Annotated in this window: 13 protein-coding genes and 1 tRNA gene; 5 read left to right on the plus strand and 9 right to left on the minus strand. The window is 36.3% G+C overall.

Going from position 1 to position 16,287, the window contains the following annotated elements; translation table 11 throughout:
• Positions 1 to 21: 21 nt before the first annotated feature.
• The gene (gene argH / locus ACFIMU_RS02435) at positions 22 to 1,422 is read right to left on the minus strand and encodes an argininosuccinate lyase (protein WP_375686437.1); all 1,401 of its coding nucleotides are present in this window, start codon (positions 1,420 to 1,422) and stop codon (positions 22 to 24) included.
• Between the two features lie 32 nt (positions 1,423 to 1,454).
• On the opposite strand from argH, the gene ACFIMU_RS02440 reads away from it, so the two are divergent.
• Positions 1,455 to 2,150 (plus strand): TlpA disulfide reductase family protein, encoded by a 696-nt coding sequence (locus ACFIMU_RS02440; RefSeq protein WP_375686436.1) that lies wholly within the window; start codon positions 1,455 to 1,457, stop codon positions 2,148 to 2,150.
• Between the two features lie 2 nt (positions 2,151 to 2,152).
• On the opposite strand, the gene ACFIMU_RS02445 is transcribed toward ACFIMU_RS02440, so the two are convergent.
• The 7 genes from ACFIMU_RS02445 to ACFIMU_RS02475 all read right to left on the minus strand — a co-directional run bounded on the left by ACFIMU_RS02445 (position 2,153) and on the right by ACFIMU_RS02475 (position 10,557).
• Positions 2,153 to 2,668 (minus strand): YaiI/YqxD family protein, encoded by a 516-nt coding sequence (locus tag ACFIMU_RS02445; RefSeq protein ID WP_375606049.1) that lies wholly within the window; start codon positions 2,666 to 2,668, stop codon positions 2,153 to 2,155.
• Positions 2,665 to 3,516 (minus strand): YihY/virulence factor BrkB family protein, encoded by an 852-nt coding sequence (locus ACFIMU_RS02450; protein ID WP_375606050.1) that lies wholly within the window; start codon positions 3,514 to 3,516, stop codon positions 2,665 to 2,667. The genes ACFIMU_RS02445 and ACFIMU_RS02450 overlap by 4 nt, the downstream gene beginning before the upstream one ends.
• A 409-nt stretch (positions 3,517 to 3,925) precedes the next feature.
• Positions 3,926 to 4,855, minus strand: coding sequence for a prephenate/arogenate dehydrogenase family protein (locus tag ACFIMU_RS02455; RefSeq protein WP_375606051.1), 930 nt, complete (start codon positions 4,853 to 4,855; stop codon positions 3,926 to 3,928).
• A 1,932-nt stretch (positions 4,856 to 6,787) separates the two neighbouring features.
• Entirely contained in the window at positions 6,788 to 7,828 is a 1,041-nt protein-coding gene (gene holA / locus ACFIMU_RS02460) for a DNA polymerase III subunit delta (RefSeq protein ID WP_375614358.1), read from the minus strand.
• A gap of 4 nt (positions 7,829 to 7,832) precedes the next feature.
• Positions 7,833 to 8,627, minus strand: a complete 795-nt coding sequence (locus ACFIMU_RS02465) for an ABC transporter ATP-binding protein (protein ID WP_375606053.1) — start codon at positions 8,625 to 8,627, stop codon at positions 7,833 to 7,835.
• The gene (locus ACFIMU_RS02470) at positions 8,620 to 9,516 is read right to left on the minus strand and encodes an ABC transporter permease (RefSeq protein ID WP_375614356.1); all 897 of its coding nucleotides are present in this window, start codon (positions 9,514 to 9,516) and stop codon (positions 8,620 to 8,622) included. The genes ACFIMU_RS02465 and ACFIMU_RS02470 overlap by 8 nt, the downstream gene beginning before the upstream one ends.
• Before the next feature lie 63 nt (positions 9,517 to 9,579).
• A complete protein-coding gene (locus tag ACFIMU_RS02475) occupies positions 9,580 to 10,557 on the minus strand; it encodes an ABC transporter substrate-binding protein (RefSeq protein ID WP_375609962.1) in 978 nt (325 codons plus the stop codon).
• A 186-nt stretch (positions 10,558 to 10,743) separates the two neighbouring features.
• On the opposite strand from ACFIMU_RS02475, the gene ACFIMU_RS02480 reads away from it, so the two are divergent.
• The 3 genes from ACFIMU_RS02480 to ACFIMU_RS02490 all read left to right on the plus strand — a co-directional run bounded on the left by ACFIMU_RS02480 (position 10,744) and on the right by ACFIMU_RS02490 (position 11,902).
• Positions 10,744 to 10,818 (plus strand) — tRNA-Gly (locus ACFIMU_RS02480).
• A 275-nt stretch (positions 10,819 to 11,093) separates the two neighbouring features.
• On the plus strand, positions 11,094 to 11,402 hold the full coding sequence (locus ACFIMU_RS02485) for a hypothetical protein (RefSeq protein WP_375606056.1): 309 nt from the start codon (positions 11,094 to 11,096) through the stop codon (positions 11,400 to 11,402).
• Positions 11,403 to 11,425: 23 nt separating this feature from the next.
• On the plus strand, positions 11,426 to 11,902 hold the full coding sequence (locus ACFIMU_RS02490) for a GNAT family N-acetyltransferase (protein ID WP_375696796.1): 477 nt from the start codon (positions 11,426 to 11,428) through the stop codon (positions 11,900 to 11,902).
• A gap of 1,935 nt (positions 11,903 to 13,837) precedes the next feature.
• Here ACFIMU_RS02490 and thiD read toward each other — a convergent pair.
• Positions 13,838 to 14,692 carry a bifunctional hydroxymethylpyrimidine kinase/phosphomethylpyrimidine kinase gene (gene thiD / locus ACFIMU_RS02495; RefSeq protein WP_375614353.1) on the minus strand — a complete coding sequence of 285 codons (855 nt, stop codon included), beginning with the start codon at positions 14,690 to 14,692 and terminating at the stop codon, positions 13,838 to 13,840.
• A gap of 129 nt (positions 14,693 to 14,821) precedes the next feature.
• Between thiD and ACFIMU_RS02500 the strand changes: the two genes are divergently transcribed.
• Positions 14,822 to 15,628, plus strand: coding sequence for a lysophospholipid acyltransferase family protein (locus ACFIMU_RS02500; protein WP_375606059.1), 807 nt, complete (start codon positions 14,822 to 14,824; stop codon positions 15,626 to 15,628).
• Positions 15,629 to 16,287 lie beyond the last annotated feature (659 nt).

Consider the following 16,287-nt stretch of genomic DNA (forward strand, 5'->3'; position numbering starts at 1 on the left):
TTACTTTTAAAATACAATTATTCAAGCGCTCACGAGACGCTTTTTCCAATATGCAATTTGCCGAAGAACCTCTGAAGGTGCTGTTCCCCCAAAGCTTTTACGACTTTCAACAGATTTTTCAACGGTCAAAACATCAAAAAGTGTCGCATTGATATCAGGACAAATTGCTTGAAGTTCATCTAATGATAAATCATGAAGGCGACACTGTTTTCTTTCTGCCAATGCCACAGCACGCCCTGTTATGTAATGTGCTTCACGAAAAGGAATCCCTAATTCACGGACAAGCCAATCAGCAAAATCCGTAGCTGTTGCATACCCTAAATCCGCTGCTTGTTTCATGGCTTTTTTATTCACTTTCAAATCAGCAATCATCCCTGTCATTGCTGCGAGTGATAATTTCAAACTCAAAGCCCCATCAAATACATATTCTTTATCTTCTTGCATATCCTTTGAATAAGCAAGCGGTAATCCTTTCATCACCGTTAACAATCCCATAAGCGCACCATTCAATCGACCTGCTTTCGCTCGTACTAACTCTGCCGCATCCGGATTTCTCTTTTGTGGCATAATAGACGAACCCGTTGAAAAGGCATCTGACAAATGAATAAAACAAAACTGTTCACTTGACCAAAGAATTATTTCTTCCGCCAAACGCGAAAGATGCACCGCACAAAGAGCACCAGCGCTTAAAAACTCCAACGCAAAATCACGATCAGAAACACTATCAATTGAATTGCGTGTAGGTTCCCGAAAGCCTAGTGCTTGTGCTGTCATAAAGCGATCAATCGGAAAACTTGTTCCTGCCAAAGCAGCAGCCCCTAAAGGCGATTCATTCATTCGCTCAAGAACATCACGCATTCGCGATAAATCTCGACCGAACATTTCAACATAAGCCATCATATAATGGCCCAATGTTACAGGTTGGGCTAATTGTAAATGCGTAAAGCCCGGCATAAAGGTATAAACATGTTGTTCTGCGCGAATAAGTAATTGCTCTATCAATCCTTTTAAAGCTTGTGCTATCTTTTGCGTTGCTTCACGTACCCACAAGCGAAAATCAACAGCAACTTGATCATTGCGTGAACGCGCCGTATGCAAACGCCCTGCTACAGAACCTATCAATTCACTCAACCGCGCTTCAATATTCATATGAATATCTTCAAGCTTTCGTGAAAAAACAAATTTACCGTCTTCAATTTCTTGGCGAATAAGTTTCAAACCATGAACAATTTTTTCATAATCTGATTGTGAAATGATTTTCGTTTGCGCTAACATAGCCGCATGAGAAAGAGAACCTTCAATATCTTGTCGATAAAGTTTTTGATCAAAATCAATAGAGGCATTAATTTCTTCCATAATTGCAGCAGGACCTGCCGTAAACCGACCACCCCATATTTGGTTCTTTAACTTCTCATCTGTCATATTCTGAAAACACCCATCCAAAGGACAAAATTATGATTTTTCAAATTTTCATCAGCGAAAAAAACAATAAAAAAAGGCAAATCTCCCTTGCATTCTTTATCATTGCATTGAGTTTATACGCAACCATAAACTACGATACTAAAAGAGAGTTTTTTCTTTTCAATTTCATTTCAGCAGCACAAGCACAAGAAATAAACACTGATAAAGCACGAGCAGAAAAAATGATGGCGATACGAAAAGCAGCAAAAGGCTTTTTTAGCCACATACGATTTGCTGATACACCCTCGGATATGAATAAACTCTCTTTCAAGGATATTCTAGGAAAAGAGCGTACACTCAGCGAATTTACCGGAAAACCAATGCTGGTCAATCTATGGGCTATTTGGTGTGCACCTTGCCGCACAGAAATGCCCGAACTTGCGCAATTAAAACGTGAATTAGGTGGAGAAAACTTTGATGTCATAGCGATTAATATCGATAAAACTGCTTCTCCTGAAAAAATTCAGCAATTTTTACGAGATATTCATTCAGATAATTTGCTTTACTATCGCGATAAAACAATGGATATTTTCAATAATGTTAGAAAACAGGGGCTTGCTTTAGGACTCCCCATTACATTGCTCATTGATAAAGAGGGATATCTCATTGCTTCCTTCAATGGTGCAGCTCCATGGGCCAATGACGATGCCAAAACACTTATAAAAGCAGTGATTAAAGAGGCCCTATAACTTTAATAACCGCGTCTTTTTAAACGTTGTATAACAAGATCCAGTGCTGACAAAAAAGCAGAACGGTCTTTACGAGAAAAAGGACGGGGACCACCTATTATACTGCCCTGTCCACGCAAATCTTCCATCAAATTGCGCATCGCCAAAGCCTGACCAATTGAATTTACATCAAAAATACGCCCCGTTGGCGAAAGACAAAAACCCCCAGCTTGCACAACCCTTGCTGCTAAAGGAATATCACTGGTAATAACGATACTCGCCTCATGCACATGTTCTACGATCCAATCATCAGCACCATTGAATTCACCAGCAACGACTACTCTCTCAATGAGCGCTTCATCTGGAAGGAACAAAGAACGATTTGCCACAACAAATGTCTTAAGCTGATAACGATTCATCACACGATAAACTTCATCTTTTACGGGACAAGCATCCGCATCAACCAACAAAGTAATGGCAAGTTTTATTCCTCTATCTATCTTTTGATTTTCGTACGATCTACTGTTTTTTTCATTCATCGAAGAGAGCGCCAATAGTTACGATAAAACATTATTGCGGCGTTTATTTCACCTCCCAAAATAAAAATTGCGCTTAAGATGTAAAGAAAAATAATGGCAACCATAATAGATGCTAACCCCGCATAGGTTGAAATATAATCAAACATCGTCAAATATTGTGCAAAAGCAAGAGAAGCCATAAACCATACAAACATTGTCACCACGATTCCTGGTAAAATATCTATAAATTTCCGCTGTCCTGCTGGAAGCCATTTATGAACAATCAAAAGACTGATAAACAAAATAACGACTGCAACTGTATAACGCCATAAACGAATAACACCAATGTATTCAGTCATAAAAAAAGAATGATTTTGCATAATTTTGGTCAGCAAAGGCGCCAGAATCAATAAAAAGCTAATCACAACAAGACCAAAAGCTCCAAGGATTACAAAAAACAGACTTTGAAAACGACAAAACAACAAACTCCGTCGATCAGTAACACGGTAAGCTTTATTTAAAGCCGTACGCAAAGCCTCTATCCCATTAGAAGCAAAATAAGCCGCTCCAATGACAGAAAGCGTCAACACACCTCCTCGATGAATGGTTAAAACATTGACAATTTCCTGAGATAAAGGCTCTGCAATAACATCAGGCAATAACTGCACCAGTGCTTTAATTTTTTGCGGTGTATAGGTAAAAGCACCTAGAAAACGAGCAAAAGATGTTCCAAAAATAAAAAAAGGGAAAAATGCTAAAAGCCCCGATAGCGCAACATGGCTTGCAAAAGCACTCCCATTATCACGCCAATAATGACTTACTGCGTCACCAAAAATACGATAGCTATACCAAAAGATATTTTTTAACAAAACTCAATACTTTCTGGTAAAACTCTTCCTCAGTCTATTTCAAGTTTTATAAAAATCATCAAAACTCTGCAAATAAACATTTTGCAATGTTGCAATATAAAGGTCAATAATCAATACGGTCAAGCCCGACTTTATACCAAAACAAAAACAATAACCCACTCTATGAAGTTCTACAACGACTTCATTTTTTTGTTACTTCTACAGATCAGTAACCTCTTCTGTACATCACATGCCCTATAGAGAACTAAGCAAGATGATCGTGCACACATAAAACCTTTTGAAGTCATGGTTATCTGTATCGAAGCAATCGCCACCCTTTTTTATTGCAATCTATGACTGAATAAAGAAAAAACTTCTTATCGATTTCTAGAAAAAACCAACGAAATTCAACAACCCCCCTTGCTTTTATTCACCCTTTTTTAGAAACACTCTGACGTCCAAAATCAGGAGCATCAATTTCCTGTCCGGCATCAATAATATTGCGACGTACAGCACGCGTACGCGTAAAAAAATTAAACAGTGTTTCACCATCCCCTAAACGAATTGCCTGTTCTAAAAAAGCAAGCCCTTCACTAAAACGACCCAACATTTCTAAAATAGCATCTTTATTATGCAAACAAATATCCCGCCACATAACGGGATCAGAAGAGGCCAAACGCGTAAAATCACGAAAACCAGAAGCAGAATAAGCAATCACTTCTGAATTTGTTACTTTTTCTAAATCACTCGCTGTCCCAACAGTATTATACGCAATCAAATGGGGTAAATGTGAAACAATAGCCAAAACAAGATCATGATGCTTAGGCTCCATCTTTTTGACACGCGCACCACAAGCTTCCCAAAACGCTGTTAATTGTGCGACAGCAGCAACATCGCTATCTGCAAAAGGCGTTAAAATACACCAGCGATTGATAAACAAATCAGCAAAACCAGCGTCTGGACCTGAATATTCCGTTCCAGCAATAGGATGCCCTGGAATAAAATGAACCGTTTTGGGCAATAAAGGTGCCATTTCTGTAATAACCAATTCTTTTGTAGAACCAACATCACTGACAATCGCTCCAAGTTTTAAATGATCACGAATGGTTTTTGCCACTTCTGCACTAGCCCCAACAGGAACAGAAAGAATAACCAAATCTGCTCCTTCAACAGCTTTTGCATTATCTGTCGTATAAAAGTCCCCAAGCTCCAATTCACGCGCTCTTTTCAGGGTTTCTGTACGACGTGTTGCAATAGAAATCTGAGCTGCAAGATTTTTCTTTTTAATCACTCTTGCTAAAGAAGACCCAATCAGACCGATCCCAATGAGTGCTATTTTTTCAAACTGAATATGGAGCATCTTTCACCTTCAAAGATTCTTTGCAAATGGCAATAAAGACAATCGTAAAATCACAATTTTCTTGTTTGTTTGTTCACGAGTTATGCGTAAAATATTAAAAAATGACAACTAGGAAATAAAGAATAACGCAATTTACCAATTATCATCTGCACAAGCTGACAACAGATCACTTTACCTAGAAAACACATAAAAAATAAATGACGAGAAATCTAACATCACGCTCTAAAGCTCCCTCTTAATTACTGATCAAAGCGCATCACCGAAACAAAATAAAATGCACTCTCAATTAGGATAATAACGACTCTACATAAAATCCCATCAGTTTACTTTATCTTACTAATTTACTCACAAAAAAACACATCAAAAGCGTAAGCAGACACTAACTCTTCTCCAATTATCCCGATACGTTCATTAATTTGTACATTAGACCTATATAAAAACGTATTACGCCTCCACCTACAACATCAACATAAGTTTCGCGAATATTGAAAACACCGTAAAACAACGCATACCAACAGATACCATTAAAAACATTTTCCTCTCCCGATTCCGGATACCATAAATCAAATAAATATGAGAAAAACACGCCCTCTCAATAAAGAAAAAGTTTGATAACAAAAACACCGAATATCCCTTTAATGGAATCACACCCCTCACGTAAAATAGAACGCCCTCAACAGAATAAATTTGGATTACAAATTCATGGGTTTGTTTTAAAAGGCATCTCGCTCCCTAGCCTATCTCACGACAGTGTTCATAAATGTTATAACTATAATCTATTAAGCACGACCCTCTTCACACTTAATAAAACACTATCATTATATTTTCCTACCCCCAATGTTGCAAAAAACCTTGGAATTTGAGAGCATTCATAAGAGGCATTTTTAGTGCTTTTTTGTACAGTTTTTATCCACACGCCCCCCACTTATGACGTGCAAAAGACATTGTTCTGATTGATTCAATATGAAAAATAATAAATTATTAATAATAAACAATGGCTAGTTCTGTTTATGAGACACATTCATTGCTAAGATTATCATCTCTGTATCAAACATAAAAGTTTCCCCATAGGTGCTGTCGTTTTCATCATAATCTATTTTGACTTTCTCCTCATCCCAAGAAAATTCTTAATTCATACCAATCTGCAAACAATTCATTTTCTTGTCTAAAAGATTCCTCTAGCTCACTATTTTATGTGATTCAATTAATCTATAATACATTGATTTATAAATATAATTATTGTTTTCAGTTTAAATCATAACTTCGAATACTGTAAAATTCTTCCATCACAAACCCTCTTATCAATTAAAATCTCTTGTCTACACGTCACAAGAAGACATGTGAGCAAAATGATGAAAAACGCTCTCTAATGCTAAAAACTGTAGCAACATTAGAGGCTAGCAAAGTATATAATGAGTGTCGACTTGCACTTTTATTAAGCGTAAAGATAAAGTTGCTCTATGGGTTTTATATTCTTCACAAGGAACTTTACTTCTACACCATTCATAAACACCGACGCGAAATAGATATGACGCGCATTGAAAAATATTTCTAAGAAAGCGTATGAATCTACCATACAAATGTCTTCTTTTGTTTGAGATACTCTGTTTTACATGGGGGTGTTACTCCATTAAGACTCTATGAACCAACCTAATATTCACCAAATACCCACACAAAAAACACCGAATGCGTAAAATTTCACCTGAGCCTTATATTACTAACCTAAAGAACAGTGTTTTGCGGCACAATAAGATAATAAAACTGTATCAAGATTGTCTTTTGAAGGAAAGTTTTTATCAAACTTTAAAGCTCTTAAAACGCCTCCTCAAAAATAGCGTTCCTTTAACCTCTACCTGATAACGCAAAAGCTGTAATTGCTGAAAATGCTTCTGTATTGTATTTAAAATAAAAAATCATAATATTTTTAAAACACTAAGCAGCCATCTGGCGTCGTGCAATAATTGTAAGCCCTAACAAAACTTGACGAATGATAGCTTCACCCAAAAGCGGATTTTTACGGCTGTCTAAAACAGCACTCTGAATTCTTTCCATCGCATAAGAAATTTGCTCTAACTTCCAATATTTTAAAGCTTGTTCAACGATCTTTTTCCGTTGAAAAAAAATAGGAGGACGTGCTTGAGAAACCACCGTAAAAGGCGATTTTCCTTCAATCTCTACCTGATAACGCAAGAGCTGTAATTGCTGAAAATGCCTCTGTGCTGTACTTAAAATAAAAAAAAGCGTCCCATGCAATGCTGCATGTCGGTTAAAATGCGCTTCAAAGCCTGATATATCGCCCAATAAAAGAGCATCAATGACTTCATCTTGAGAAAGAACACTTACATCACTTACAACAGCTTTCACATCTTCAAGAGTAATATGAACATTTTCAGCGTAAAGACAAAGCTTCTCTAATTCACCGCGAGACACAAGACGATCCGCCCCTAAACTTTCATGCAACCATCTACGTGCATCCAAAGAAAGAGTCTTCTTAAACTGTCCTAAAACCTCATCAATTAAACTGTCAAGAGAACGCATATCATCAGCAAAACAAGGCAAAGCCATTGCTTTTGACGCTGTTTCAACAACATTGCGCAACCCTGTTCCTTTTTTTAAATCTCCTGCCTCAATGAGAATAAAACAAGCTTCTGGTGGCTTCTCAATTAAAAGCTTTAAAGCAGCAAGAAAACCTTTTTGGTTAGCCGCATTAGAGATCCATATCAAACGATCTCCCCCAAAAAGCGATAACGTACGCGCTTCATTTTCCAAACGTGCAGGATCTTTATCAATTTCACCAGCATCCAAACGAACTGTTGAAAATGGATCTTCTATTGCCACCCGTGTAAGCTTAGCAAAATGTTGTGCACGCTCACAAATCAGTCCACGATCCGTCCCATAAATGAGAACAATAGGAAAAGCACGTGAAAAACGCGTTAGAAATTGATCAACTTCATGTGCTTTTTTCTGAGCCACATTATTAACCTATTAACAGTTCATCATCATCAAGAACTTCCCCGCGAACTTTCTGAAACATACCAATTAAATCATTGACATCCAAGCCCTTACGCTCTTCATAACTCACATCCAAAATCACTTTTCCACCATGCAACATCAATGTGCGATCACCAAAATCAAGAGCCTGACGCATAGAATGAGTCACCATGATAGTCGTTAATTTTTTCTCTTCAACGATTTTTTCAGTCAATCGCATCACAAAATCAGCCATTCCAGGATCAAGTGCTGAGGTATGTTCATCAAGCAATAAAACATCCGCATGTGCTAATGTTGCCATCACAAGACAAACTGCTTGGCGTTGCCCACCTGATAAACTATCCATAGGATTATGAATATATGCTTCAAGACCAATGCCTAATTGAGCAATTTTTTCTCGAAAAAGTTGCCGTTTTTCATGGTTTAAAGCTGAACGCAAACCACGACGACTTCCTCGAAGAGCAGCAAGAGCCAAATTTTCTTCAATTGTTAAAGAACCACAACTTCCCTCTAAGGAATCTTGAAAAACACAAGCAATCTTTCCCGCACGTTCACTGACTGATTGCCTAGAAACATTTTGTCCATTAATAACGACTCTTCCTGTCGAGGGAAGCGTTGCACCTGCCAAAACACTAAGCAAAGTGGATTTACCAGCACCATTTGAACCAATAACCGTAACAAAACTACCCTGCTCAATTTTGAGGTTAATATCAATTAAAGCCTGTTTTTCCAAAGGCGTTTGCGGTTTAAATGTGACCCCAACATGAAACAACTCAATCACGTTTACGCCTCCTCCAATAACGTGGCACAATAAGAGTTAAAACAACCAACAGCGAAGTAATCAACTGAAGATCTGTCGATGTATCAATACCAATGCCATTTGCTTCAAATGCAAATTGCACCGCTACACGATAAAGCACAGACCCCACAATACAGCTGATTATAATCCACAAAATATTGCGCGTGCGAAAGAGAGTCTCACCGATAATCACGGCAGCCAACCCAAAAACAATAGTTCCAATTCCACCGGTAATATCAGTTGCGATGGCAGTTTGAATATAAAGAGAACCACCAAGAGCAACACACGCATTAGAAAGCCCCATACCAAAATAAATCAATGCTGATGTATGAACACCTTGCGCCGTCGCCATGCGTGGATTAGCGCCCATTGCACGCATAGCAAGACCAATTTCACTTTCCAAAAAGCGCCAAATCAAAAACGCCATAACTAGCAACACAATACCAACGAAAAGAGGACGCACAAAAATATCGGACAAACCAAACAGATTATAAAAGGGCGTTAACGCCGTATCAGCAAGGGCTAAATTAACATTAGACCCTCCCATAATTCCCATAATACGAAGATTAACCGTATAAAGTGCCGACATTGTTAAAATGGAAGCCAAAAGATTTAAAATGCCAAAACGCAAATTTAACATAGCTGTTAATAAACCAGCCGCCATACCTGCACAAAAAGCGCATGCCATAGCTGCCCATGCGTTAAAACCTAAAAGAATCAAGACGCCACAGACACAGGAACCAAGAAGAAACGAACCATCAACCGTTAAATCAGGAAAATCTAAAACCCGAAATGAAAGATAAACCCCTATAGCAACAAACGCATAAATAAGGCCTAATTCCACAGCGCCAGAAAACGCAAATATATTCATGTAAAGACAATCCCCATGAAAACTTAACGTATTTTTATTGTATCAACACTCTATCAATAAAAGTTATTGAATCACTTTTGTTGCACGATCAATAACTGCCTGCGGAATAACAATCCCTGCTTTTTTAGCTGCTTTCAAATCAATTCGAATGTCATTATTAGCCGCCTGCACAACATCAATATCACCAGGCTTTTCACCCTTTAGAATACGTACAACCAATTTCCCAGCATCAACCCCTACATCATAGAAATTCACACCTTGCGTCATAAAAGGCCCGCGCCCGATAGTATTAGCATCAACAGTAAATACAGGCATATTGGCTTCCTCTGAGACCTTTATTGCACCTTCTAAAACAGATAAAATCGTATTATCAGCAGGAACAAAAATAATATCGACCTTACCGATTAAAGCGCGTGTTGCTGCCTGAACATCTGAAGGTTTTGGTGCCGATGAAGGAATGATTTCAATTCCTGCTTTTTTTGCTACATCCTTTAATACCTTAAGTGTCGAAACAGAATTTGCCTCAGAAGCATTATAAAGGTAACCAATTTTTTTTAAATCTGGTTTTACTTCTTGTAAAAGTCTAACACTTTCTGCAACATCTATACGATCCGAACTCCCTGTCATATTACCGCCAGGTTTGGTAAGCGAAGAAACGATTTTAGCTCCGATAGGATCAGAAATTGCTGCAAAGACGATAGGAATTGTTTTTGTTGCCGCAAGCATCGTTTGTGCTGAAGGCGTGGTAATTGCGACAATAACATCGGGTTTATCACCAACAAATTTACGTGCAATTTGCGTTGCTGTTGAAATATTACCCTGCGCTGATAAAAAGGTAAGGTGAAAATTTTCACCTTGCTTATAACCATTTGCTGCAAGCACATCTTCCACACCTTTACGAACAGCATCCGCAGCAGGATGGACCATAATTTGCGTTATTGCAACTTTAACGTGTTTAACTTGGTCATCGGCCTTTGCAACACTGTTCATCATAAAAACAGTTGCAATGATAATCCCTAATATATTTATTCTCTTCAACATTATACTCCACCCCTCTCCATGCAAAAATTAAAAAAGGAATAATTTATTACTGAAGAATTTTCTAAAATCAATCTTTATTTCATTTTATTTAAACATGGACAAAATAAATCAAACTAAAATGATATTTTTTTGTTGCAATTCGTAGAAGCCTACGCCATACAGACAAGACATATATCGAATCGGTAAGCGGGTGTAGCTCAGGGGTAGAGCACAACCTTGCCAAGGTTGGGGTCGTGGGTTCGAATCCCATCGCCCGCTCCATTGAATTTTGTATTTATTCGTTCTTGTGTGGAGTTATAGCTTGTCATCGGTTGTTGTAGCTGTATGTAGCTTGCCAGCAGGTTTTGTATATTTTTCCATTCGGTTTTGTATCAATTTATTTTTTTCAAAGTTTTTCTAAGCTTCGTAATTTCTTATGAAACATCTATTGGATTGGGGGCTTAGATTTAAGATAATAATTTTGAACTTAGACGGATTTTTTACAGCCACCATATAAAAGATTAATTAAAAATGATGAGCAATGATAAGAAAAACAAATGTTAAACAAATCAAAAATTGACTTATCATTAGAGAATAATTTTTGTTCAAAAGTATGTTTTTTACCAAAATTGTGCCCTAAAATAAAGATTGTTGATTTTCCAAATGGCGTGTCTTCTATTAATTCAACATTTGCTTCAGATACATTCAATATTATCTCTGCTAAAAATTTACAAAAAACTATACCTGTAGAGCAGGCAAAGTCTATTATCGATTCCTTTAATGCGCAGAAACTACCTTTAGCTTGGTGGGTTGACCTCATTCGTCTCATTATAAAGTTGATGAAGTTCTCTTATCTATTGGCTTAGAGCATGTTGAAACAGAGGTAGGAATGGCAGCTTTAGCGCAAGATATAGACTCACATGTTACTTCTATGCCGGATAACTTCAAAATCAAAGAAGTTGAATCCCTTCAAGATTTTAGAGATTACGGAAATGTTATGGCATCAGTATTCGAGCCTTTTGATGAAGAAGCGGTTATATTTTATGAAGCAATAGGCCATTATTATAAAAAAGACTCTGATGTAGAGATGTTCGTTGGTTATATAAATAATAATCCTGTAGCAATATGTTTTTGTATTAAAGCAGATGGGATTGGTGGAGTGTATGATATTGTCTCCAAGCCGGATTTTCAGAAAAGAGGTGTTGGGACATTCATGACAAAAATTGCTATTGAGCATTTAAAAAGAAGGAGATGTCATGTAATTGGTATGCAAGCCTCTCACGAGGGAATTAGCATTTATAAAAAATTTGGTTTTACAAACTTTGGTAAATTTAAAATTTATTCCAATAAACACGTAGTGGTTTAGCTATGAACTCTTTTTTTGCTCATCAATTAAAAAATTTATTATTTTCAACAAAACTCAAATATGATCAAGCAATCGATATAACCAAGGAAGCTTGACCAATCCCCTTTAATACTGATAGTGAAAAGCTAAAATCAGTTATTACAAACATAATTGTTTCAAATGACGCACTCAAATTTTCTTATTTTTTTAATTTGTCTTAAAAAGATATCTATCACAAATCTAAGTTGAACAAATGTAATTTTTTATATGATCGATAATCTACTGTATGTTACTGATAATTATGAAGAACTCGAAAGAAAACATTTAAAACGACAGTTGCATCATAGTTTGTTAGATGGTTAGTCTGTTAGTTAATTAATAGAAAAAATTTTTGCTTTATACAATAACCAAAGGAGCTTAAAAAAACTTTTAAAGGTCCTTTATATGTATTGTTTCTTTTTCTATATTACAGTTGATGATGAAAAATCTCTCACGCTAATTGTAATTATTTTCAAACGAAATAAACTGTTTTCACCTATTATTTAGAGTAAATTAAATTTTTGGGATTTCTGGCACATCATTTGAAAGATAAAAGAAATTTTCCCTTGTACTTGTGCAAACAGCGTAGACATCATTTGATAATCCTCTTTCTTGAACAAATTCTTATCCAGAATAATCTTCAATACAAAAATAAATTAATAACTTGGTTTATAAAGATAATTTATCATTATTCATATTGAGCAAGCGTCTCAAATATCATAGGATTATCTCATTTCAAATCTCTATACATTAAAATCACTCACAATCATCTGCTCACACATAACAGGAAAAATTGAGGCATCAATAAAATTCACTTGAAGAAAGGAATAAAAACTCTTCTTCTGAACGCTCTGAAATACCAAAGACTATCGCAAAATTGGGAGCCCAAATAGTATAGGAGGTACCCCTTTCACCTTGAAAATGTAAAAATGGGAAGCATAATAGCTTTATACACTTCATAGAGGCTTTAGACCATTCACGAACGTTATTATAAAATGGATGTGACACACTTTGAGAGAAATCTCTTTAAAATAGACATGTGAATTAACAATATAAATGCATCCTATTTTACATGAGAAGCATAACTTCAAATCAAGATAAGGTAACATAAAGTATTGAAATCGTCATAGTGCACAACAAAATTAGACCATTTTAAATGTTTAATGGTAACATCTGCTAAACAACAGAATAAAAATTCAATTTTGAAAAGATTAAACCACACGCTACAGGTCTATTGAAACTCCGATTGTGCAATCGACTACCTTCTTGCTAAAATTTAATCACTATAAATATAAAAACCTTAAAGTCCGCTCTAAATTCGTAAAAATTTCTAGATCTTGCTGTATAAATGTTGAAACTCCTCATGGCTACTCATCTGAAACGCCAATAATTCCATAAAGCATCTCCATAAAAAAGGATAATGACGTTGTAATATCCGAAAAAAATTTACCATATCACCTGAAAGATCATTGATAATTCCATCAGGAAGTATCAATTTCTATTTAGAAAACCCTATCCGTGCCGACAAAAACTATGTAAATGTTAGATATATAATAATTTTGATGACGATTTTGACTCATCCTGTTTTGCCACCAATATAAGAAACAGCAAATATAGTGGATCCGCCAGCTTTAATATCGCCTTGTAAAAGGTCTTTCCCTCTACACTTTTTGCTATCAAATCCTGATTTTCAATTCCTTGCTCTCTTTTTTATACTCAAAATTGCCTCTGAAACAGGATAGATTAATCGTAAAAAATATATAAAAGAAGCAAATTATAACATTTTTTCTTATCCTTCTTAATACAAAATAACTGTTAAGCTACAATGCGCTAACACTTATCAATCATAAGCCCAAAACATCATATAATGACGACACAAATTCATAGAATGAAGATTTTTCACAATCAACCGTTGTATTAATCTTTCCATAATGCATAAAAATGATGAAGCGGCCCTCGCCCTTTCCCTACTTTTAAAGCATCTGAGGCAGTTAAAGCGCCATGCAAATAATCTTTTGCTTGTTTAACAGCGCAATCCAAAGGTTGAGTAGGTAACAAAGCTGCAATGGCAGCAGAAATGGTACACCCTGTCCCATGATCATGAGTGGTTGAAAGACGAGAGGCTTCAAGTATAAAAAGGTTTTCACAATCACAATAAAGATCTGGACTAGAACAATCGTAATTTTCTGTACTATTTTTGGTAATCGTATTCAAATGTCCCCCTTTTAACAAAACTGCATGACACCCTAGCGCCAAGAGTCGTGGAGCATATTGATACATAGTCTCTAAAGACCATTGCACTTCACCTCCCAATAACAGTGCAGCTTCAGGCAAATTTGGCGTGATCAAAGTTGACATCGGCACAAGAACATCACGCATAATTTCAATTGCATCAGACTTTAAAAGAACATCACCACTTTTTGCAACCATAACCGGATCAAAAACAATGAAACGCGCTTTATGATAAGCAAGACGTTCTGCAATAACCTGTGCAATCTGAGCATTTGCAACCATACCAATTTTAACGGCATCAACATGGATATCCTCAAAAACAGAATCAATTTGATCTGCAACAAAAGAAGCATCTAATGCCTGAAAAGAACGCACACCCTGAGTATTTTGTGCAACAACAGCTGTAACCACACTCATACCATAAGTTTTCATAGCTGAAAAAACCTTCAAATCCGCCTGCATTCCAGCGCCACCAGAAGGATCTGTTCCCGCAATAGATAAAATCCGTGGAATAAAAAGTTTATCTTTTTGTAATTCCATTAACCTCTTCCCTTCTGTTTTTAAATATCGGAAAATGAGTTACCGAAAAAATAGATGCTTGAAAAAACATAAAGAAGATGTTTTCTCATGTGAATTATATTATATATGAAGTCTTCTTATAGATATAAAATGGAAAATGTAGTGCTTATCCTTCGTTCTATTCTTTTTACGTTCGCTTTTTATACAACAACTTTCATACAAATGATTCTTTACGCTCCCGTTTATTTTTTAATGCCCCGCAAAAAGGCATGGATTGTCCCTAAAACATGGGCACGCGTTACACTCTTTTTGCAAAAATACATCGCAGGCACAAGTTATGAGATTGAAGGTTTAGAAAATCTTCCCAAAGGACCCTATATCATTGCTCCAAAGCATCAATCGGCTTGGGAAACTTTCAGTCTTGTTCCCTATTTTGATGATCCCACTCTCATTTTAAAACGTGAATTGATGTGGATTCCATTGTTTGGCTGGTATATGGCAAAAACACAAATTATCCCCATTAACCGTACAACCCCCATCAAAGCCTTAAAAATGGTTATACAAAAAGCAAAAGAGAAAGTAAAACAAGGGCGCCAAATCTTGATTTTTCCCGAAGGAACACGCCGACAACCCGGTCAAAAACCAGATTATAAGTCAGGAATTGTCGCGCTCTATAATGAATTAGGACTTCAAGTTGTTCCTATTGCACACAATGCGGGTTTATATTGGCCACGCAATAATTTTCGCCGCTATCCCGGAACAATTCGTGTCCGTATTCTTCCCCCGATAGAGGCAGGTTTAAGCAAACGTGATTTTCTAGATCAACTTGTCCAAAAAACTGAAAAAGCGTGTGATGAACTGCTTCTCTTAGCAGCTCAAGATCCTAGCCCTCCTCCTATGCCACCATACGCTGTTCAGAAACTTCAAAAACTAAATCATCATGAAACAATGCACTGATTGATAAGAATAGTGTATCACTTTGTATATTGAGCGGAGTATAAGAAACAAAAATATAAGAAAGATACTTCAAACTTTCTAATTCAAAATTATAAAACACATGTACATGATAAGAAATAATCAATGTGTAAATTTTTTTGAAAAAGAATTCTTCCTCTCTTTAAAATCATTTAAATAACATACATCTCATTGACTTATAAGGATGTTTTAGCGTTATTCAACTTGAATGAGAACCCTGAATACCGTAAGATTCTCTCATTTCAAATCTATTCTAGGTTGAATCAATTAGAATCATTTTCTTACACATTACAAGCGGGGATATCTGTGTGAATAAACGATACAAGAAAAGATTAAAATGCTTTTTACGAACAGTCTCAAGTGCCAAGGGCTATCCTAACAGGAGAGCAAGAAAAATGCATGATTATGCAGATTCATTCTTTTCTGAGAAATTCAATCCCTCCAAGAACATGAAATCTTGTACAATCTTCATTATTTAAAAAGTATTTCTTGAGATACTTAAGTCATCAAACCAAATTCAAGGGGAAAATAAAAATGAGTGTTGGTTTTTATCCCACAGACACAACGGATACAGCAATTAACCATCTTTCCTCCCTATCCTAGACTTAAAAGCTTTGTGTGCTACATTAAAACAATTCTAA

Source organism: Bartonella sp. AC70YNML, assembly GCF_042196545.1.
Lineage (GTDB): Bacteria > Pseudomonadota > Alphaproteobacteria > Rhizobiales > Rhizobiaceae > Bartonella.

What these genes read in the sequence shown, in the direction of transcription:
- argH (WP_375686437.1), bottom strand. Translation starts at nt 1,422, where the DNA reads ATGACAGATGAGAAGTTAAAGAACCAAATATGGGGTGGTCGGTTTACG.
- ACFIMU_RS02440 (WP_375686436.1), top strand. Translation starts at nt 1,455, where the DNA reads ATGATTTTTCAAATTTTCATCAGCGAAAAAAACAATAAAAAAAGGCAA.
- ACFIMU_RS02470 (WP_375614356.1), bottom strand. Translation starts at nt 9,516, where the DNA reads ATGAATATATTTGCGTTTTCTGGCGCTGTGGAATTAGGCCTTATTTAT.
- ACFIMU_RS02445 (WP_375606049.1), bottom strand. Translation starts at nt 2,668, where the DNA reads ATGAATGAAAAAAACAGTAGATCGTACGAAAATCAAAAGATAGATAGA.
- ACFIMU_RS02490 (WP_375696796.1), top strand. Translation starts at nt 11,426, where the DNA reads ATGGCAGCTTTAGCGCAAGATATAGACTCACATGTTACTTCTATGCCG.
- ACFIMU_RS02500 (WP_375606059.1), top strand. Translation starts at nt 14,822, where the DNA reads ATGGAAAATGTAGTGCTTATCCTTCGTTCTATTCTTTTTACGTTCGCT.
- thiD (WP_375614353.1), bottom strand. Translation starts at nt 14,692, where the DNA reads ATGGAATTACAAAAAGATAAACTTTTTATTCCACGGATTTTATCTATT.
- ACFIMU_RS02485 (WP_375606056.1), top strand. Translation starts at nt 11,094, where the DNA reads ATGTTAAACAAATCAAAAATTGACTTATCATTAGAGAATAATTTTTGT.
- ACFIMU_RS02475 (WP_375609962.1), bottom strand. Translation starts at nt 10,557, where the DNA reads ATGTTGAAGAGAATAAATATATTAGGGATTATCATTGCAACTGTTTTT.
- ACFIMU_RS02455 (WP_375606051.1), bottom strand. Translation starts at nt 4,855, where the DNA reads ATGCTCCATATTCAGTTTGAAAAAATAGCACTCATTGGGATCGGTCTG.